Genomic DNA, 18,588 nt, shown 5'->3' with positions numbered 1-18,588 from the left:
CCCGGGAGCCCACGGGCGGCAAACAGGAGACACGCTTTGCAGCGAACCAACATTGCCAACCCGACCTATTTCCACAAGGTCGTCGATTGCCAGTACGCCTGTCCGGCGCACACCCCGGTCCCCGAATACATCCGCATGATCGCGCAGCGCCGCTACGGCGATGCCTACATGATCAACTGGGTCTCCAACGTCTTCCCCGGCATCCTCGGGCGCACCTGCGACCGGCCTTGCGAGCCGGCCTGCCGGCGCGGGCGCGTGGAGGAAAGCAACGCCAGCAAGCCGGAGCCGGTGGCGATCTGCAGGCTCAAGCGCGTGGCGGCCGACATGAAGGACGACGTGCGTTCGCGCATGCCGGCGGTCGCGCCCAGCAACGGCAAGCGCGTCGCCTGCGTGGGCGCCGGGCCGGCCTCGCTCACCGTCGCGCGCGACCTGGCGCCGCTGGGCTATGAAGTCACGGTGTTCGACAGCGGCGCCCAGGCCGGCGGCTTCATGCGCACGCAGATCCCGCACTTTCGCCTGCCCGAGTCGGTGATCGACGAAGAGACGGGCTACATCCTCGACCTGGGCGTGCAGTTCCGCGGCGGCGAGCCCATCGGTTCGATGAAAGCCCTATTGACGCAGGGGTGGGACGCCATCTTCGTCGGCTGCGGCGCGCCGCGCGGGCGCGACCTCGATCTTCCCGGACGCCGGGAAGCGGCGGCCGGCATCCATATCGGCATCGACTGGTTGAACTCCGTCTCCTTCGGCCACGTGACGCGCATCGGCCAGCGCGTGATCGTGCTGGGCGGCGGCAACACGGCGATGGACTGCTGCCGCTCGGCCCGCCGCCTCGGCGGCACCGACGTGAAGGTCATCGTGCGCAGCGGCTTCGAGGAAATGAAGGCCTCGCCCTGGGAAAAGGAGGATGCCCAGCACGAAGGCATTCCGATCATCAACTTCCATGTGCCCAAGGCCTTCGTCCACGACAACGGCAGGCTGCTGGGCATGCGCTTCGAGATCGTTCGCGCGCAGTACGACGACCAGGGCCGCCGCACGCTGGTGCCCAGCGGCGAGCCCGAAGCCTTCTTCGAATGCGACGAGGTGCTGGTGGCGGTGGGGCAGGAGAACGCCTTCCCCTGGATCGAGCGCGACTGCGGCATCGATTTCGACAAGCAGGGCCTGCCCACGCTGGACAAGAACACCTTCCAGTCCACGCTGCCCCAGGTGTTCTTCGGCGGCGATGCGGCCTTCGGCCCCAAGAACATCATCTGGGCCGTGGCCCATGGGCACGAGGCCGCGGTGTCGATCGACCGGCTGCTGCATGGCCAGCCGGTCGGCGTCCGCCCGCCCCCCATGACCAACCTGGTGTCGCAGAAGATGGGCATCCACGAGTGGAGCTACGACAACGACACCTCGAACGACCTGCGCTACAAGGTCCCCTGGGCCAAGGCCGAGAAGGCGCTGGCCAGCATCCGGGTCGAGGTGGAGCTGGGCTTCGATGCCGCCACCGCCTTCAAGGAGGCCGAGCGCTGCCTCAACTGCGACGTGCAGACCGTGTTCACCGAGGCCGCCTGCATCGAATGCGATGCCTGCGTGGACATCTGCCCGATGGACTGTATCAGCTTCACCGCCAACGGCGAGGAGAGCGACCTGCGGGCGCGGCTGAAGGCGCCGGCGCTTAACCTGGCGCAGGACCTGTATGTCTCCGGCGGGCTCAAGACAGGCAGGGTGATGGTCAAGGACGAAGACGTCTGCCTGCACTGCGGCCTGTGCGCCGAGCGCTGCCCGACGGGGGCCTGGGACATGCAGAAGTTCCTGCTGAAAATGACACCGGCGGGGCAGCAAGGAGGAGTACCGGCATGAGCGCGATTCCCGCAGCACGGCCGCCCGAAGGCGGTAAAGCTCCCTCGAGGGCCATCCCGCAAATCGAAGCGGTCAACGATTTCGTCATCAAGTTCGCCAACGTCAACGGCTCGGGCTCGGCCTCGGCCAACGAGCTGTTCGCCAAGGCCATCCTGCGCATGGGCGTGCCGGTGAGCCCGCGCAACATCTTCCCGAGCAACATCCAGGGCCTGCCGACCTGGTACGAGGTGCGCGTGAGCGAGCGGGGCCACATGGGGCGGCGCGGCGGCACCGACATGATGGTGGCGATGAACCCGCAGACCTGGGATGCCGACGTGGCCGAACTGGAACCCGGCGGCTACCTGTTCTACGACAGCACGCGGGCGCTGCCGCCGTCGAAGTTCCGCGACGACATCCGCGTGATCGGCATGCCGCTGACCGAGATCTGCAACGCCGTCTACCACGACCCGCGCCAGCGCCAGCTGTTCAAGAACATCGTCTATGTGGGGGCCCTGGCCATCCTGCTCGGCATCGAGCCGGAGGTGGTCGAGAAGCTGTTCGGCGAGCAGTACAAGGGCAAGGAAAAGTTGCTGGCCTCCAATGTCCAGGCGCTGCACCTGGGATGCGACTTCGCCAGGGAGCATCTGCGCGAGCCGCTGGGGCTCAAGGTGCGGCGCGCCGACCGCGTGGGCAACCGGATCTTCGTGGACGGCAACAGCGCCGCGGCCCTGGGCTGCGTGTATGGCGGCGCCACGGTCGCGGCCTGGTATCCGATCACGCCTTCGTCTTCGGTGGCCGAGGCCTTCCAGAAGTACTGCATGAAATTCCGCGTCGATCCGGCCAACGGCCAGAACCGCTTTGCCATCGTGCAGGCGGAAGACGAGCTGGCCTCGATCGGCATGGTGGTCGGTGCCGGCTGGAACGGCGCGCGCGCCTTCACGGCGACCTCGGGGCCGGGCATTTCACTGATGGCCGAGTTCATCGGCTTGGCCTATTTCGCCGAGATTCCGGTCACCCTCATCAACGTGCAGCGCGGCGGGCCCTCCACCGGGATGCCCACGCGCACCCAGCAGGCCGACATCCTGTCCTGCGCCTACGCCTCGCACGGCGACACCAAGCACGTGCTGCTGTTCCCCGAGGATCCGCACGAGTGCTTCGAGCACGCGGCGGCCGCGCTGGACCTGGCCGACCGGCTGCAGACGCCGGTGTTCCTGATGACGGACCTGGACATCGGCATGAATCAGCGCCTGTGCGCGCCCTTCGCATGGGACGACAACCGGGCCTACGACCGCGGCAAGGTCATGAGCGCCGAAGAGCTGGAGGCGGGCCGCGACTTCGGCCGCTACAAGGACGTGGACGGCGACGGCATCCCCTGGCGCACGCTGCCGGGCACGCACCCGACCAAGGGCAGCTTCTTCACCCGCGGCACGACGCGCGACGCCTACGCGCGCTATTCCGAGCGCGGCCCCGACTACATCTACAACATGGAGCGGCTCCTGAAGAAGTTCGCGACCGCGGCCACCCTGGTGCCGCAGCCGATGCTGCGGCTGGCCGCCGAGAAGACTCAGCTCGGCGTGATCTATTTCGGCTCGACCAGCCCGGCCATGCAGGAGGCGCTGGAGGAGCTGGCCGAACGCGGCATCCAGCTCGACGCGCTGCGGCTGCGCGCCTTTCCCTTCCCGGACAGCGTGGCGCAGTTCCTCGCCCGGCACCCCCGCGTGTTCGTGGTCGAGCAGAACCGCGACGGCCAGATGCGCAGCCTGCTGGTCAACGAGCTCGGCATCGATCCGGCCCGGCTGGTCCCGGTGCTGCATTTCGACGGCACACCCATCACGGCGCGTTTCGTGGTCCAGGCGATCAGCGCGCATCTCGCCAAGGAGCCCGCATGACCTATCTCGCCAAGCCCAAGCTGCGCCACCCGACGCTGGCCACCAACAAGGTCGGCTACACGCGGCGCGACTACGAAGGCAAGATCTCCACGCTGTGCGCCGGCTGCGGCCACGACTCGATCTCGGCCGCCATCATCGAGGCCTGCTGGGAGCTGGACATCGAGCCGCACCGCGTGGCCAAGCTCTCGGGCATCGGCTGCAGCTCCAAGACGCCCGACTACTTCCTGGGGGCCTCGCACGGCTTCAACACGGTGCACGGCCGCATGCCCAGCGTGCTGACCGGGGCCAACCTGGCCAACCGCGACCTGCTCTACCTGGGCGTTTCGGGGGACGGCGATTCGGCCTCCATCGGTCTGGGCCAGTTCGCCCACGCCATGCGGCGCGGCGTGCGCATGGCCTACATCGTGGAGAACAACGGGGTCTACGGCCTGACCAAGGGCCAGTTCTCGGCCACGGCCGACCAGGGCTCCAAGAGCAAGAAGGGCGTCATCAACAGCGACAGCCCGGTGGACCTGGTGGCCATGGCGCTGCAGCTCGGCGCCAGCTACGTGGGGCGCGGCTTCTCTGGCAACAAGGCGCAGCTGGTGCCGCTGATCAAGGGCGCGATCAGCCACGGCGGCGCCGCGTTCATCGACGTGGTCAGCCCCTGCGTCGCCTTCAACAACCACCCCGGCAGCACCAAGAGCTACGACTACGTGCGCGAACACAACGAGGCGGTGAGCCGCATCGACTTCATCAGCGAGCGGGAAGAGATCACCGTGGACATGGCGCCGGGTGAAGTGATGGACGTGCGCCAGCACGACGGCACGCTGCTGCGGCTGCGCAGCCTGCATCCCGACTACAACCCCGGCGACCGCTACGCCGCCATGGCCTACATGCAGCGGCACCAGGAAATGGGCGAAGTGGTGACGGGCCTGCTCTACGTCGACCCGCTGGCCACCGATCTGCACACGGCGCTCAACACCAGCGAGCGGCCGCTCAATACGCTGGGGCCCGCCGAGCTGTGCCCCGGCGCCGCTGCGCTGGAGCGGCTCAACGCCGCCTTGCGTTAAACGAAGCTCCGTCGCAACATAGCGCGTTCCGAGGAGGGTGCCCCCATGGACGAACGTACCGTTTTCCAGTCCATCTCGCGCAAGCATGTGACCAGCCTGGGCCCGCAGGCCAGCGTGCGCGAAGCCGCCGGCGTGATGACGCATGCCAACTGCGGCAGCGTGCTCATCATCGAGCCGCCGGAGACCCTGCTGGGCATCCTGACCGAGCGCGACCTGATGACGCGGGTGCTGGCCCGCGGGCTCGATCCGGAGCGCACCACGGCGCGCGAGGTGATGACGCCCAACCCCATCTGCATACCGCCGGAAACGCTGGTGTCCGACGCCGTCGTGATGATGCTCGAGCGCGGTTTCCGCCACCTGCCGCTGGTGGCGGGGACGAAGATCCTGGGCGTGTTCTCGGTGCGCGATGCGCTGCCGCGGGAGATCGGCGCGGCGCTGAGCCAGGCCGAATTCAACGAGCAGGTGAACGACGTCCTCGGCTAGGCGACTTCGATCACCAGCCCGCCGCGCCGCCCAGCAGCGCGCGCCGCGCCAGCAGGAAGGTTGCCGCATTCCAGCTCTGGCCGGCCATCCCCATCGGCGCCAGCGTGCGGCCGTGGAACCACTCGGTGAAGCGCCAGTCGCCGAGCTGGTTCACGCGCGCCAGCCGCGCGAGCTCGGGCCAGGCCAGTGCGTGCAGGCCCAGCCGGGCGAGCGCCATCACCCAGAAGCCGCCGACGAAGGGCCAGATGCCGCCGTTGTGGTACTGGTGCACGACGTTCTGCTGATGGCGCGCCATGTACGGCCGCCACAGCGCGTGCTGGCGCGACAGTGGATGCAGCACGACGCGCACGGGATAGGGCTCGCAGGCATGGGCCGCGCCAATGGTCTTGACGATGCGGCGCGCCATGGCGGGATCGGCCAGCCCGCTCTGGATCGCCAGCACGTTGCCGAACACATCCCCCTCGTCGCCGACGAAGGACAGATTGACGAAGCTGAGGTACAGGCCGGGATCGCGCCGGCCGCGGCGCGCATAGTGCCGCAGCAGCCGCGCCCGGTGGTATTCGGGCAGGTGGCGCTGGAACGGATTGAACAGGTGGTTGAAGTGGTACTGCGTCGCCTCGGCTTCATCCAGCGCAAAGCGGCGCTTGACGTCGTACCAAAGCGCGTTGCTGTACAGCACGTAGCCCGAGCGCGGCATGATGTCGGCCCAGTCGCTGGCCTCGTTCTGCTGCAGCAGCCGAAAGTGCTGGTGCTCCTGCGCCAGCAGCCAGGCGAGCGCGCGCTCCACCTCGCGGCGCCAGTGCGAGCGGCCGACGCGGCCATGGCGGCGCACATGGTCCACCGCGATCAGCCACCACAAGGTGGCGTCGATGCAGCCCAGGTACCAGAAGTCGGCATCGCGGCCCTCCGGGTCGACGTACTTGGGGATCTGTCCGTTGGCCGCCTGCTGCGCCGCGAGCGCGTCGAGGCTGGCCACCGCGCCCTGCTCCAGCGCGGGCACGCCGCTGCCGCACATCGCCATCACGCAGATCGCGGCGTCGCGCCCGAAGATGCGCGTGTAGCGCCGCGCCTCGGCCGCTTCGGTGCGGCTCGCCGCCAGGATGCCGTGCGGCGTCAGGTTTTGTTGCAGAAGTTCAAGCGAGGCCTGGGAGCAAGCGTCGATCAGCGCGAGCGTGGGGGCGTCAAGGTTCTTCATGGGTGGGTTTGGTGCATCGTCGCCGGGGAGTGGCGCCAACGAGAATTCTCGCGGCACATCGGATACCCGACGGGCCTGCCGGGTTCGCGCCCGGCCAAGCCTCGAATACACGGGTTCGCATGAATGAAATGCCTATCCGCCGCCCGGGAGGCGGGGCTAGACTTTGCCTGCTCGCGCATGGCGAGCGGCACGGGACGCTGGAAGGAGGTTGCGGTTATGGCTTTCTACTTGACGCGCTTCAGCTACACGCCGGAAACCTGGGCTCGATTGACGAAGAAACCCGAAGACCGCCGCGAAGCGGCACGCAAGTACATCGAGTCGGTCGGCGGGAAGCTGCACGGCTTCTGGTACGCGTTCGGCAGCTACGACGGCTACAACCTCTGGGAGGCGCCTGACAACGTCTCGATGGCCGCGGTCGCGATTGCGCTGGGTGCGGGTGGTGCGCTGTCGAAAGTCGAGACCACGCCGCTGCTCACTGTCGAGGAGACCCTGGACGCCCTCGGCCGTGCACAGGCGGTCGGCTACCGGCCGCCCGGCGCGTAGCCGCGCGTCAACGCTCGAGCATCGTCTGCCCTTTCTGCAGCGCGTCGAGCAGCGCCTTCGTTTCGCGCAGGTCGCTGAACTGGAAGCCTTCGGTGAACCAGCCGTAGAGGGGCTGCAGCATCCGGCGCGCTTCGGTGTTGTTTCCCCGACGCTGCCAGAGCCCCGCCAGGTCGCGCGCCGCGCGCAATGAAAAGAGCTTGAGGCCGCGTTCCTCGGCCATCGCGATGGCGTCCTGGTAGCGGGCCTCGGCGCCGCTGTCGTCGCCGTCGAGCTCCAGCAAGCGGCCGCCAAGCCGCAGCAGTTCGGTCTCGTAGAAGCGCTCGTCGGAGTCGCCCTGGACGGCCTGCGCGTCGGCGATGAACCGCCGTGCTTCGCCGCTTCGCCCGGCCCGCAACAGCACCTCCGCCGCTTGCGCCCCGTACTGCGAAGCCTGCTGCTTTCCGCCGGCCGACACCCAGAGGTCGTAGCCCTTTCTGAGAAGAGCGATCCCGGCGTCGACATCGCCGAGCGCGACGCTGGTTCGTCCAAGGAAGATCAAGCCGTTGGCGACCCGGGTCTGGATGCCGAATCGTTCGGACAGCTCCAGCATCTGCTTGGCTTCCGAAGCCGCCTGCGCATGCTCGCCCTTGGCCAGCAGGACCCTGATCCATGCCTGTCTGGCCATGGCGATGGACGGCGGATGGCCCCTGGCCTCGGCGATCTGCACGGCTTGCGCTGCGAGCGCTTCGGCCTGCTCCAGATAGCCCTGCATCCCGCGCACCCTCATGCTGATGGCGCGGATCATGATCGCCGGGTCCGCGCCCGCGACCGGGTGCTCGTGCGTGAGCTGCACGCTGTCGTCGAGCACCCTGGCCTCTTCCAGCTGCGCCCATGCCGCGCCGATCTCGCCCCGCAGGTAGTGGGCGGCGCCGAGGACGATCGATACGTTGATGCGCAATCGGGGCTCCAGCGACGCCAGCTGCGCTGCCTCGATCTCGTGGAGGCTTTCGATCAGCTCGCCGTTGTGTCCGGCCGAGTTCAGCGTCGGCGCCGAGCCCACCCACGCGCTCACGTAGTCCTCGACCCGTCCGAGCTCTCGCGCCAGCGCGCGTGCCTTCGCATAGCTCTGGTAGGTGGCGGTGGAGCCGTAGCCCTCCGAGACCGTCAGCGCATTGCCGAGTTTCAACTGCAGACTCAGCTCGAGTTCGCTGCGCGCCGGCCCGGCGGCCAGGCGCGAGACGAGCGCGATCGCGGCGTTGTAGTGGATCGCTGCTTCGCGGCTGGCGAATCGGCGCTGCGCCAGGTCGCCGGCCGTCGTCCAGTAGCGGATGGCTTCGCTGCCGTGGCCGGCTTCCTGATGGTGCTGGGCCAGCAGCTCGGGATGGGCGGCGACGGTCTGCGGCTCGCTGCGCTCCAGCGCGTGCGCGATCTGCGCATGCCGCAGCGCGCGCTGGCTCCTGACCATGCTGTTGTAGGCCGTGTCCCGGATCAGCGCATGCTTGAACGCATAGCCCGCCTCCGCAGGCGTGCCGCGGCGAAACACCAGCTCGGCGCGAAGCAGCTCGTCGAGCGCCTGTTCGAGCTGCGCGGCCGGCATCTGCAGCACCTGGGCGAGCAGCGCGTGGCTGAACTCGCGCCCGATGACGGCTGCGACCTGCGCGATCTCCTTGGCGGGCGCCAGCCGGTCGAGCCGCGCCATCAGCGAGTCCTGCAGCGTCGATGGAATCGCCAGCGTCTGCAGGGGGCCGTGCAGCAGGTAGCCTGCCGGTGTGTCCTCGACCAGCGCGGAGGCCAGCACGGTCTTGGTCAGCTCCTCGACGAACAGCGGTACGCCGTCGGTCTTGCGGATGATCTCGTCGATCAGCTCGGGAGGCAGCGGCTTGCCGGCGGTGACGGTTTCGATCAGCGCCGCCGACTGCCGGTGACTGAGCCGGTTCATCGTCAACCGGGTCGAGTTCACCGGGTTGCCCCAGGACGGCAGGTATTGCGGCCGGCAGGTCACGAGCATCAGGACGCGCGCGTCGCGCAGGCCGTCGACGGCCAGGCCGATCCATTCCTCGGTGGTCGGATCGATCCAGTGCGCGTCCTCGATCAGCATGAGCAGCGGCGCCCGCAGGGACACACCGCCGATGACCTCGATCACCGCCTGCAAGGTCGAGGTCTTCTGCTGCTGCGGCGTCTGGCCGGCCGGCGCCTGCCGGCCTCCATCGGGCAGCGTCATCAGCCTGAGCAGGCAGCCCAGGGCATCGGGCGCGAGCGACACCCCATGCTCGCCCAGATAGCGTTCGAAGCGCGCGGCGCGCTGGGCCGGCGAATCGGCCGGCGTCAGGTTCGCCGCGATCTCCAGGCAGCGCACCAGCGGATAGAGGGCGCTGTTGCTGTGGGAGGGCGAGCATTGCAGCACCATCGTCTCGAATGCGCCGGCGGTCGCGCGATCCCGCAGGGCCTGGGTGATGCGCGACTTGCCGATCCCCGCTTCGCCGGAGAGCAGCACGATCTGGCCCTCGCCTTCGCAGGCGGTGTTCCAGCGCTCGAGCAGCAGCGCCAGTTCGCTGTCGCGTCCGATCAGCTGGGAGAGCTGCTGCGTGTGAACGGCTTCGAAGCGGCTGGCAGTGCGGCGCTCGCGCAGCACCTGCCACGCATGCACCGGCGCTTCGAAGCCCTTGAGCTCCAGCATGCCGAGCGAGTCGAGCTCGAACTCTTCGCCGATGAGCCGTCGCGTCCGGTCCGCGATCACGATGCAGTCGGGCGCTGCGTGGGTCTGCAGCCTGGCCGCCAGGCTCGGCGTTTCGCCGCTGGCGCTCCACTCGGCCGCTGTCGTGCCGGATCCGATCTGGCCGACGACGACCAGGCCCGTCGCGATGCCGATCCGGGTGTGCAGGGCGTGCTGGCCAGCCGCTGAAAGCCGGCCGACTGCGGCGATCGCGTCCAGCGCTGCATGGATCGCACGCGCCGCATCGTCCTCGTTGGCGTGCGGGTAGCCGAAATACACGAGCACGCCGTCGCCGAGCAGCTGCGCAACGTAGCCCTCGTGCGCAGCCACCGCCGCCGTCACCGCGGCATGGTAGTCGCCGATGACGGCGCGCAGGTCTTCGGGATCGAGCAGGCCGGCCAACTGGGTCGAGCCGACCAGGTCGCAGAACATCACCGTCAGTTGCCGCCGCTCGGCGGCTTGCACCGCCGCGGGCAGACTTGCCGCCGCAGCTTGCGTGACCGGGCTCGCAGGAAGCTCCTGGATGCCCTGCGCGATCACCGACAGGATCCGCTTGCGGTCGCCCAGCGCGGCGATGCCGATTTCCTTCAGGTCTGCGTCGGTGAGGCCGGCGAGGACGTCCAGTTCAATGCGCTGCGCCTCGAACATCGGCGCATAGCGCTCCATGCCGATCGCGGCAAGCCACTGGACCATCGTTTCCATGATTCGCCACCTGTCGATGGGTGTTCGATCGGCGCTCGCAGCGACGGGGCCCGGCACGCTTCGTCCATCACCTCGGCCGCCAGTCACGCCTGGCGTGAAGTTGCGAGGATACGCCCGCGCCTGCGCGATGGTTCATGTGTAACTAGTGGTTGTCCCGCGGGATGCCGAAGGTCGCGTGGATCTTCTGGTACTTGACCGCGGGCTTGAGCACCATGCCTTCGGACAGCTCGTCGACGACGGCGCGCTGGATCTCCTGCCACGGCGTCTGGCTCGGCGGGTACGGATAGCCGCCGGCCGCCTCGAGCTTGGCCCGGCGCCTGGCAAGCTCCTCGTCCGGGACCAGCATGTTCGCCGTGCGCTTCTTCAGGTCGATGCGGATGCGGTCGCCGGTCTTGAGCAGCGCCAGCCCGCCGCCGGTGGCCGCCTCCGGCGAGGCGTTGAGGATCGACGGCGAGCCCGAGGTGCCGGACTGCCGGCCGTCGCCGATGCAGGGCAGGGCGAGGATGCCTTTCTTGAGCAGGTAGTCGGGCGCCCGCATGTTGACCACCTCGGCCGCGCCGGGATAGCCGACCGGGCCCACGCCGCGCATGCAGAGGATGCTGTTCGCATCGAGCTTCATCTTCGGGTCGTCGATGCGGCGGTGGTAGTCCTCCGGCCCGTCGAAGACGATGGCCGTGCCTTCGAAGGCCATCGGGTCCTTCGGGTTCTCGAGGTAGCGCGCGTGGAACTCGGGCGTGATCACGCTGGTCTTCATGATCGCGGAATCGAACAGGTTGCCTTTGAGATTGAGGAAGCCGGCGTTCTTCTTCATCGGCTTGGCGTAGGCGAAGATCACCTTGCGGTCGCTGGTGAACCGGCCTTCGCAGTTCTCGATCAGCGTCTTGCCGTTGGCGGTCAGCGCCGGCTGGATCTTGCCCTGCGCGATCAGTTCGGCCACCACCGCCGGCACGCCGCCGGCGCGGTAGTACTCCTCGCCCAGGTACTCGCCGGCCGGCTGCAGGTTCACGATCAGCGGAATCTTGTAGCCGTGCTTTTCCCAGTCGTCCGTCGTCAGCTCGACGCCGATGTGGCGCGCGATGGCGTTCAGGTGGACCGGCGCATTGGTCGAGCCGCCCAGCGCCGAGTTCACGACGATCGCGTTCTCGAAGGCGGCGCGCGTGAGGATGTCGGAAGGCTTCAGGTCCTCGCGCACCATCTCGACGATGCGCTTGCCGGTCATGTAGGCCATCTCCTGGCGGTCGCGGTAGGGCGCCGGAATGGCCGCGCTGCCCGGCAGCGTCATGCCAAGCGCCTCGGCCAGCGAGTTCATCGTCGATGCCGTGCCCATGGTGTTGCAGTGACCGGTCGACGGGGCCGAGGAGGCCACCAGCTTCAGGAACTCCTGGTAGCCGATCTTGCCCGCGGCCATCAGCTCGCGCGCCTTCCAGACGATGGTGCCCGAGCCGGTGCGCTCGCCCTCGTACCAGCCGTTGAGCATCGGCCCGGTGTTGAGCGCGATGGCGGGGATGTCCACCGTGGCGGCGGCCATGATTTGCGCCGGCGTGGTCTTGTCGCAGCCGGTGGTCAGCACCACGCCGTCGATCGGATAGCCGTAGAGCACCTCGACCAGCGACAGGTACTGCAGGTTGCGGTCGAGCGCCGCCGTCGGGCGCTTGCAGGTTTCCTGGATCGGATGGATCGGGAACTCGAAGGCAATGCCGCCGGCATCGCGGACGCCTTCGCGCACGCGCTCGGCCAGCACCAGGTGGTGGCGGTTGCAAGGCGCGATGTCGGAGCCGGTCTGCGCGATGCCGATGATCGGCCGCCCCGACTGCAGCTCGTCGAAGCCGAGGCCGAAGTTCATCGTGCGCTCGAGGTAGAGCGCCGTCATGTCGGCATTGGCCGGGTTGTCGAACCAGGCCTGGGAGCGCAGCTTGAGGGCCTGCCTCGGCTTCTTGTTGTTGTTCTTCTTCGGTTTCATCAGGACATTCCCTTCAGGGTTTCGTTGGCGTTCGGAAGTGCGCGGCAATCGTCGATGTACTGCCGGATGATGTCCGCGAAGTTCTCGTGCGGCAGCAGGCCGAGCCGCGCGGCGCGCGCGGCCGTGGCGCCGCCGGGCCAGTTGGCCACGATGCCGGCGATGCGCTCGTCGCGCTCGAAGCGCACGCGCGCGCGCACCGCCGGGCCGGCCACCTGTTCGAGGGCGTCGAGCATGTCGGCGACGCGCACGTTGAGGGCCGGCAGGTTGAGCGCGGTGCGGCCGCAGAAGGCCTCGCGGCTGGCCTCGTAGACAGCGATCAGGCCGTCCACCGTGCGCGTCGGCGAAGACATCGGATGCGAGACCTCGGGCGAGACCGGGCAGATCGCTTCCACGCCGGCCAGCGGCTCGCGGATGATGCCGCTGAAGAAGGAGGACGCCGCTGCGTTGGGCCGGCCGGGGCGCACGGTCACGGTCATCAGCCGTGCGGCGCGGCCGTCGATGTAGCCCTTGCGCGTGTAGTCGGCGACCAGGTGCTCGCAGATCAGCTTCTGCGTGCCGTAGGAGGTTTGTGGCGCCGGCAGCGTGTCGTCGGCGACCAGCTTCGGCAGCGGCACGGCCGGATCCGGCCCGAAGACCGCGACCGAGCTCGAGAACACCACGCGCGCGACCTTGCCGCCTGCGTTGACGTTGGCACGCAGTGCGTCGAGCAGCGCGCGCGTGCTGTCCAGGTTGGAACGCAGGCCGAGATCGAAGTCGAGCTCGCATTCGCCCGAGACGGCCGAGGCCAGGTGGAACACGCCGTCGAAGGCCTCGGTGCGCAGCGCGTCGGTTTGCGCCAGCAGCGCACCGGTGCGCGCCTCGACGCGCGCATCCGCCACCAGGTCGGCCGGCGGCGGCGCGATGTCGGTCAGGACCATGCGGTCGATGCGCTCGCCGGCGAGCGTGCCGCGCGCGAGCAGGGTGCGGGCGAGGCGCGCGCCGACGAAGCCGCCGCCTCCGGTGATCATCAGTTTCATCTCTTCTCCTTCAATCTTCGTTTGCGCCCGGCAATGATGCCGCCCTCGACGAGCCGTTCTTCGCCGAGGATCAGATGTTGCGTCGCGTGGTGGCGTGCCGCTTCCGCGTCGCGCGCGGCGATCGCCTCGACGATGGCGCGGTGCTCATGCTGCACCGCCTCCATGAAATCCTTGCGGCGCGCCTCGTTGCCGCGCGTGATGCGCATGCCTTCGCGCAGGTACTGCTCCAGAAAGCCGAGCAGCAGGCGGAACTGCGGGTTGCCCGTGGACTCGCCGATGATGCGGTGGAAGGCCAGGTCCTCGGCGACGCCGTCGCGCCCCTCGGCGACCGCGGTGTCGATGGCCTTCAACGCGCGGCGCAGCGCCGCGATGTGGGCGCGGGTGGCGCGCTCGGCGGCCAGCGCGGCGATGGCGCCTTCGAGCACCCGCCGCACCTCAACCACGTGGACCACCGCCTGCACCGAGCCCAGCACGGCCGGGTCGAAGGCCAGCGGCTGATTCTGCGGCGTCGGCGCGACGAAGACGCCGGAGCCCTGGCGCGAGACCACGAGCGCCCTGGACTTGAGCTGGTGCACCGCCTCGCGCACCACGGTGCGCGACACGCCGTGCGTGGCGGCCAGCTGCTGCTCGGTGGGCAGGCGGTCGCCGGGCGCGAGCTCGCCCGATTCGATGAGGGCCCCGAGGCGCAGCGCCAGCCGGTCGGACAGCCGATCGGCTGCCGACCGCAGGGGTTGAGAAGGGAGGCAAGCCTGCGCGGGCGTGGCGGAATGGAGCACGGTGATCAGGTCATCATACAAATTCTTCGGGGGTTAACGCCTACCGGTTTGCCCTGATAGCGACGCGCCGACCCAGTGCCGATACTGCGCGGCTGCGATGCAGGGATCCCGCGTCGCCCGCAAGCTTCGCGCAACTTCAGGATTCCAGTGCATGGCCAGTGTCACGATCCAGGCAGTCAAGAAGAACTTCGGCGAGGTCCCCATCCTGCATGGCGTGGACATCGAAATCCGCGACGGCTCGTTCACCGTGCTGGTGGGCCCGTCGGGCTGCGGCAAGTCGACGCTGCTGCGCATGATCGCGGGGCTGGAGCAGATCAACGGCGGCGAGATCCGCATCGGCGACCGACGCGTCAACGACCTGCCGCCGAAGGAGCGCGACATCGCGATGGTGTTCCAGAATTACGCGCTCTATCCGCACATGACGGTGCGCGACAACATGGCCTTCGCGCTGGCGCTCGCCAAGCTGGACAAGGCCGCGATCGAGTCGAAGGTCAAGCGCGCGGCCGAGATCCTCGGGCTCATTCCCCTGCTCGACCGCTTCCCGCGCCAGCTCTCGGGCGGCCAGCGCCAGCGCGTGGCGATGGGCCGCGCGATCGTGCGCGACCCGCAGGTGTTCCTGTTCGACGAGCCGCTGTCCAACCTCGACGCCAAGCTGCGCGTGGCGATGCGCGGCGAGATTAAGGAGCTGCACCAGCGCCTGAAGACCACATCGATCTACGTCACGCACGACCAGATCGAGGCCATGACCATGGGCGACAAGATCGTGGTCATGCGCGACGGCCGCATCGAGCAGACCGGCAGCCCGCTCGAGCTCTACGACAACCCGGCCAACCAGTTCGTCGCCGGCTTCATCGGCTCGCCGGCCATGAACTTCCTGCCGGGCACGCTCAGGCGCAACGGCGGCACGGCGCGCGTGGAACTGCAGGACGGCACGCAGCTCGATGCGCCCGTGCATGCCGGTGGCATCGACGGCCAGCCGGTGGTCTACGGCACCCGGCCCGAGCACCTCACGCTTGCCGATTCGAACGGCATTCCCGCGCGCGTGGCGGTGATGGAACCGACCGGCATGGACACCTTCGTCTCCTGCCGCCACGAGGGGGCCGAGCTCTCCGCGGTGTTCCGCGAGCGCCACGACTTCGCGCCCGGCACCACCATCCACCTGCAGCCCGATCTGCAGCGCGCGCATCTTTTCGACGCAGGCACGGGCGAACGGCTGGTGTCCTGAGGTTTCCACGGCAGTCCGTTCACAACGCACAGGAGACAACAGCAATGAATGAGTTCAATCGCCGCAAGTTTCTGGAAGGTTCTGCCGGCGTCGCCGCCGCGGCCACGCTCGGCACCGGCACCGCGCTCTTCTCCACTGCCGCGCATGCGCAGGCGACGACTTTCAAGCCCGAGAAGGGCGCCCAGCTGCGCGTGCTGCGCTGGAGCCGCTTCGTGCAGGGCGACATCGACGCCTACATGGCCAACGTGAAGAAGTTCACCGAGGTCACCGGCGTGCAGGTGCGCGTGGACAACGAGACCTGGGAGGACGTGCGCCCGAAGGCCGCGGTCGCCGCCAACACCGGCGCGGGGCCGGACATCATCCTGTCGACCAACGACGACGCCAACCTCTACCCCGACAAGCTGCTCGACGTCACCGACCTGTGCACCTACCTCGGCCGCAAGTACGGCGGCTGGTACCCGGGGTGCGAGGCCTACCTGCGGCCCGACGGCAAGAAGTGGCTCGGCGTGCCGCTCGGCACCGCAGGCGCGATGCTGGTGTACCGCCAGAGCCACGTGAAGGCGGCCGGCTTCGACACCTTCCCGAAGGACACGAACGCCTTCCTCGAGTTGCTCAAGTCGCTGAAGTCGAAGGGCACGCCCGCCGGCTTCGCGCTCGGCAACGCCACCGGCGACGGGCTGTGGACCAACTGGCTAATCTGGTCGCATGGCGGCAAGCTCGTCGACAAGAGCAACAAGGTCGTCATCGACAGCCCGGAGACCATCAAGGCGCTCGAGTACGCCAAGGAGATGTACGCCAACTTCGCGCCCGGCACGCTGTCGTGGCTGGACCCGAACAACAACAAGGCCTTCCTCGACGGCCAGATCAGCCTGACCAACAACGGCATCTCGATCTACTACGCGACGAAGAACTCGAAGGACGACAAGCTCAAGGAGATGGCGCAGGACATCAACCACGCGCCCTACCCGATCGGGCCGGCGGGCGTGCCGACCGAATCGCACCTGTTCTTCAACCAGATGGTCATGAAGTACACGAAGTACCCGCAGGCGGCCAAGGAGTACCTGCGCTTCATGATGGAACAGGAGCAGTTCGACCCGTGGCTGCAGGCCGCAGGCGGCTACATCTCGCAGCCGCTCGCCGCCTACGAGAAGAGCGCCGTATGGACCGCCGACCCGAAGCACACGCCGTACCGCGACTGCACGAAGAACATGCGGCCGACCGGGTACGACGGCAAGCTGGGCTATGCGTCGGCCGGCGCGGGAGCGGACTTCATCGTGACCAACATGGTGGCCGAGGCGGCCAGCGGCTCCAAGTCGCCCAAGGAAGCCGCCGAGCGGGCTCAAAAGCGTGCCGAACGGTATTACAAGGTCTGAGCCCGCCGCGGACGCGCCGGTGCCGGCGCGTCCGTGGACGGCGCGGCTGGCCGACAGCCGCAACTTCCTCGGCCTGCTGTTCATGCTGCCGGCGGCGGGGCTGCTGCTGCTGTTTCTCACCTATCCGCTCGGCCTGGGCGTCTGGCTCGGCTTCACCGACACCAAGGTCGGCCGCGGCGGGCAGTGGATCGGCTTCGAGAACTACGAGTTTCTCTGGGACGACGCGGTCACGCGCCTCGCGCTCTTCAACACGCTGCTCTACACGGTGGTGGCGAGCGTGTTCAAGTTCGTGCTGGGCCTGTGGCTGGCGCTGCTGCTCAACAAGAACATTCGGCTCAAGACCTTCTTCCGCGCGGTCATCCTGCTGCCCTACATCGTGCCGACGGCGTTGTCGGCCATCGCCTTCTGGTGGATCTACGACTCGCAGTTCTCGATCATCAGCTGGGCGCTGGTGAAGATGGGCCTGATCGACACCTACATCGATTTCCTCGGCGATCCGTGGAACGCGCGCTGGTCCGTGATCGCGGCCAATGTCTGGCGCGGCATCCCCTTCGTCGCCATCACGCTGCTGGCGGGGCTGCAGACCATCTCGCCCTCGTACTACGAGGCCTCGGCCATCGACGGCGCATCGCCCTGGCAGCAGTTCCGCCATGTCACGCTGCCGCTCTTGACGCCGATCATCGCGGTGGTGATGACCTTCTCGGTGCTCTTCACCTTCACCGACTTCCAGCTCATCTACGTGATCACGCGCGGCGGGCCGCTGAACGCGACGCACCTGATGGCCACGCTGTCCTTCCAGCGCGCGATCTCGGGCGGGGCGCTGGGCGAGGGCGCGGCCATCGCCATCGCGATGGTGCCCTTCCTGCTGGCCTGCGTGCTTTTCAGCTACTTCGGCCTGCAGCGCAGGAAGTGGCAGCAAGGGGGATCCGACAAATGAGCGACAAGGCCGCAACGACCGACATGGTCGGCATGAGCTATCTGGATACGCTGCCGCGCAAGGTGGTGACGGTGTACCTGCCGCTCGTCGTCTTCCTGATCGTGCTGCTGTTCCCGTTCTACTGGATGGCGGTCACCTCGGTGAAGCCCGATGCCGAGCTGCTGTCGCGCGAGGGCAACCCCTTCTGGGTGGTGGCGCCGACGCTGGCGCATTTCCACAAGCTGCTGTTCCAGACCTCCTACCCGCAGTGGATCTGGAACACGCTGCTGGTGTCGGTGGTGTCGACCTTCTTCTCGCTCGCCTGCTCGGTGTTCGCGGCCTATGCGATCGAGCGGCTGCGCTTCAACGGCTCGCGGCAGGTCGGGCTCGCGATCTTCCTGGCCTACCTGGTGCCGCCCTCGATCCTGTTCATCCCGCTCGCCAACGTGGTGTTCGGCCTCGGCCTCTTCGACACGCGCCTGGCGCTGATCCTGACCTACCCGACCTTCCTCATCCCCTTCTGCACCTGGCTGCTGATGGGCTACTTCCGCTCCATCCCCTTCGAGCTGGAGGAGTGCGCGCTGATCGACGGCGCGAACCGCTGGCAGATCCTGGTGAAGATCGTGCTGCCGCTCGCCGTGCCGGGCCTGATCTCGGCCGGCATCTTCGCCTTCACGCTGTCGTGGAACGAGTTCATCTACGCGCTGACCTTCGTCTCCTCGTCGGAGATCAAGACCGTGCCGGTGGGCGTGGTGACCGAGCTGGTGCAGGGTGACGTCTACCAGTGGGGGCCGCTGATGGCGGGGGCGCTGCTGGGCTCGCTGCCGGTGGCCTTCATCTACTCCTTCTTCGTCGAGTACTACGTGTCGGGGCTGACGGGGTCGGTGAAGGAGTGAGGGGCCTGCTCCGGGCCAGCGGGTGGACCTGACACCGGACGGACGTCGG

The 18,588-nt window shown here is 68.1% G+C and carries 14 protein-coding genes; 9 read left to right on the top strand and 5 right to left on the bottom strand.

The window, feature by feature from the left end; all coding sequences use genetic code 11:
• Window positions 1–36: 36 nt before the first annotated feature.
• Genes AC3A6B_RS03080 through AC3A6B_RS03065 form a run of 4 tightly spaced genes read left to right on the top strand, consistent with a single transcriptional unit; the run spans window position 37 to window position 5,245 of the window.
• A complete protein-coding gene (locus tag AC3A6B_RS03080; RefSeq protein ID WP_487835295.1) occupies window positions 37–1,842 on the top strand; it encodes an FAD-dependent oxidoreductase in 1,806 nt (601 codons plus the stop codon).
• Complete coding sequence (locus tag AC3A6B_RS03075; protein ID WP_487835294.1) at window positions 1,839–3,710, top strand: 2-oxoacid:acceptor oxidoreductase subunit alpha; 1,872 nt, start codon at window positions 1,839–1,841, stop codon at window positions 3,708–3,710. Before AC3A6B_RS03080 ends, AC3A6B_RS03075 begins: the two co-directional genes overlap by 4 nt.
• Window positions 3,707–4,762: a 2-oxoacid:ferredoxin oxidoreductase subunit beta gene (locus AC3A6B_RS03070; RefSeq protein ID WP_487835293.1), complete on the top strand. Its 1,056-nt coding sequence runs from the start codon at window positions 3,707–3,709 to the stop codon at window positions 4,760–4,762. The genes AC3A6B_RS03075 and AC3A6B_RS03070 overlap by 4 nt, the downstream gene beginning before the upstream one ends.
• A 45-nt stretch (window positions 4,763–4,807) precedes the next feature.
• Complete coding sequence (locus tag AC3A6B_RS03065) at window positions 4,808–5,245, top strand: CBS domain-containing protein (protein WP_487835292.1); 438 nt, start codon at window positions 4,808–4,810, stop codon at window positions 5,243–5,245.
• A gap of 10 nt (window positions 5,246–5,255) precedes the next feature.
• On the opposite strand, the gene AC3A6B_RS03060 is transcribed toward AC3A6B_RS03065, so the two are convergent.
• The gene (locus AC3A6B_RS03060) at window positions 5,256–6,440 is read right to left on the bottom strand and encodes an amylo-alpha-1,6-glucosidase (protein ID WP_487835291.1); all 1,185 of its coding nucleotides are present in this window, start codon (window positions 6,438–6,440) and stop codon (window positions 5,256–5,258) included.
• Between the two features lie 216 nt (window positions 6,441–6,656).
• On the opposite strand from AC3A6B_RS03060, the gene AC3A6B_RS03055 reads away from it, so the two are divergent.
• Window positions 6,657–6,983, top strand: a complete 327-nt coding sequence (locus AC3A6B_RS03055) for a GYD domain-containing protein (protein ID WP_487835290.1) — start codon at window positions 6,657–6,659, stop codon at window positions 6,981–6,983.
• Between the two features lie 7 nt (window positions 6,984–6,990).
• On the opposite strand, the gene AC3A6B_RS03050 is transcribed toward AC3A6B_RS03055, so the two are convergent.
• The 4 genes from AC3A6B_RS03050 to AC3A6B_RS03035 form a co-directional block, all read right to left on the bottom strand.
• Window positions 6,991–10,377, bottom strand: a complete 3,387-nt coding sequence (locus tag AC3A6B_RS03050) for an ATP-binding protein (protein WP_487835289.1) — start codon at window positions 10,375–10,377, stop codon at window positions 6,991–6,993.
• Window positions 10,378–10,519: 142 nt separating this feature from the next.
• Window positions 10,520–12,337: an IlvD/Edd family dehydratase gene (locus tag AC3A6B_RS03045; protein ID WP_487835288.1), complete on the bottom strand. Its 1,818-nt coding sequence runs from the start codon at window positions 12,335–12,337 to the stop codon at window positions 10,520–10,522.
• Window positions 12,337–13,353 (bottom strand): D-erythronate dehydrogenase, encoded by a 1,017-nt coding sequence (gene denD / locus AC3A6B_RS03040; RefSeq protein WP_487835287.1) that lies wholly within the window; start codon window positions 13,351–13,353, stop codon window positions 12,337–12,339. The genes AC3A6B_RS03045 and denD overlap by 1 nt, the downstream gene beginning before the upstream one ends.
• Window positions 13,350–14,129: a FadR/GntR family transcriptional regulator gene (locus AC3A6B_RS03035; protein WP_487835286.1), complete on the bottom strand. Its 780-nt coding sequence runs from the start codon at window positions 14,127–14,129 to the stop codon at window positions 13,350–13,352. The genes denD and AC3A6B_RS03035 overlap by 4 nt, the downstream gene beginning before the upstream one ends.
• Window positions 14,130–14,280: 151 nt before the next feature.
• On the opposite strand from AC3A6B_RS03035, the gene AC3A6B_RS03030 reads away from it, so the two are divergent.
• The 4 genes from AC3A6B_RS03030 (at window position 14,281) to AC3A6B_RS03015 (ending at window position 18,539) form a co-directional block, all read left to right on the top strand.
• A complete protein-coding gene (locus AC3A6B_RS03030) occupies window positions 14,281–15,354 on the top strand; it encodes an ABC transporter ATP-binding protein (protein WP_487835285.1) in 1,074 nt (357 codons plus the stop codon).
• Window positions 15,355–15,398: 44 nt separating this feature from the next.
• Window positions 15,399–16,727, top strand: a complete 1,329-nt coding sequence (locus AC3A6B_RS03025) for an ABC transporter substrate-binding protein (RefSeq protein WP_487835284.1) — start codon at window positions 15,399–15,401, stop codon at window positions 16,725–16,727.
• An 82-nt stretch (window positions 16,728–16,809) separates the two neighbouring features.
• Complete coding sequence (locus tag AC3A6B_RS03020; protein ID WP_487835716.1) at window positions 16,810–17,664, top strand: carbohydrate ABC transporter permease; 855 nt, start codon at window positions 16,810–16,812, stop codon at window positions 17,662–17,664.
• Window positions 17,661–18,539, top strand: a complete 879-nt coding sequence (locus AC3A6B_RS03015; protein ID WP_487835283.1) for a carbohydrate ABC transporter permease — start codon at window positions 17,661–17,663, stop codon at window positions 18,537–18,539. Before AC3A6B_RS03020 ends, AC3A6B_RS03015 begins: the two co-directional genes overlap by 4 nt.
• Window positions 18,540–18,588: the final 49 nt, after the last annotated feature.

It is taken from the genome of Variovorax sp. Soil_C_33 (assembly GCF_057656935.1).
The sequence above is the reverse complement of the archived record's forward strand: the minus strand, read 5'-3'. Positions and strand labels throughout refer to the sequence as shown.

Bases quoted from the DNA above. Each gene is read 5' to 3' on its own strand.
- AC3A6B_RS03025 (WP_487835284.1), top strand. From the start codon at position 15,399: ATGAATGAGTTCAATCGCCGCAAGTTTCTGGAAGGTTCTGCCGGCGTC.
- AC3A6B_RS03030 (WP_487835285.1), top strand. From the start codon at position 14,281: ATGGCCAGTGTCACGATCCAGGCAGTCAAGAAGAACTTCGGCGAGGTC.
- AC3A6B_RS03045 (WP_487835288.1), bottom strand. From the start codon at position 12,337: ATGAAACCGAAGAAGAACAACAACAAGAAGCCGAGGCAGGCCCTCAAG.
- AC3A6B_RS03020 (WP_487835716.1), top strand. From the start codon at position 16,810: ATGCTGCCGGCGGCGGGGCTGCTGCTGCTGTTTCTCACCTATCCGCTC.
- AC3A6B_RS03015 (WP_487835283.1), top strand. From the start codon at position 17,661: ATGAGCGACAAGGCCGCAACGACCGACATGGTCGGCATGAGCTATCTG.
- AC3A6B_RS03055 (WP_487835290.1), top strand. From the start codon at position 6,657: ATGGCTTTCTACTTGACGCGCTTCAGCTACACGCCGGAAACCTGGGCT.
- AC3A6B_RS03050 (WP_487835289.1), bottom strand. From the start codon at position 10,377: ATGGAAACGATGGTCCAGTGGCTTGCCGCGATCGGCATGGAGCGCTAT.
- AC3A6B_RS03070 (WP_487835293.1), top strand. From the start codon at position 3,707: ATGACCTATCTCGCCAAGCCCAAGCTGCGCCACCCGACGCTGGCCACC.
- AC3A6B_RS03065 (WP_487835292.1), top strand. From the start codon at position 4,808: ATGGACGAACGTACCGTTTTCCAGTCCATCTCGCGCAAGCATGTGACC.
- AC3A6B_RS03060 (WP_487835291.1), bottom strand. From the start codon at position 6,440: ATGAAGAACCTTGACGCCCCCACGCTCGCGCTGATCGACGCTTGCTCC.
- AC3A6B_RS03075 (WP_487835294.1), top strand. From the start codon at position 1,839: ATGAGCGCGATTCCCGCAGCACGGCCGCCCGAAGGCGGTAAAGCTCCC.
- denD (WP_487835287.1), bottom strand. From the start codon at position 13,353: ATGAAACTGATGATCACCGGAGGCGGCGGCTTCGTCGGCGCGCGCCTC.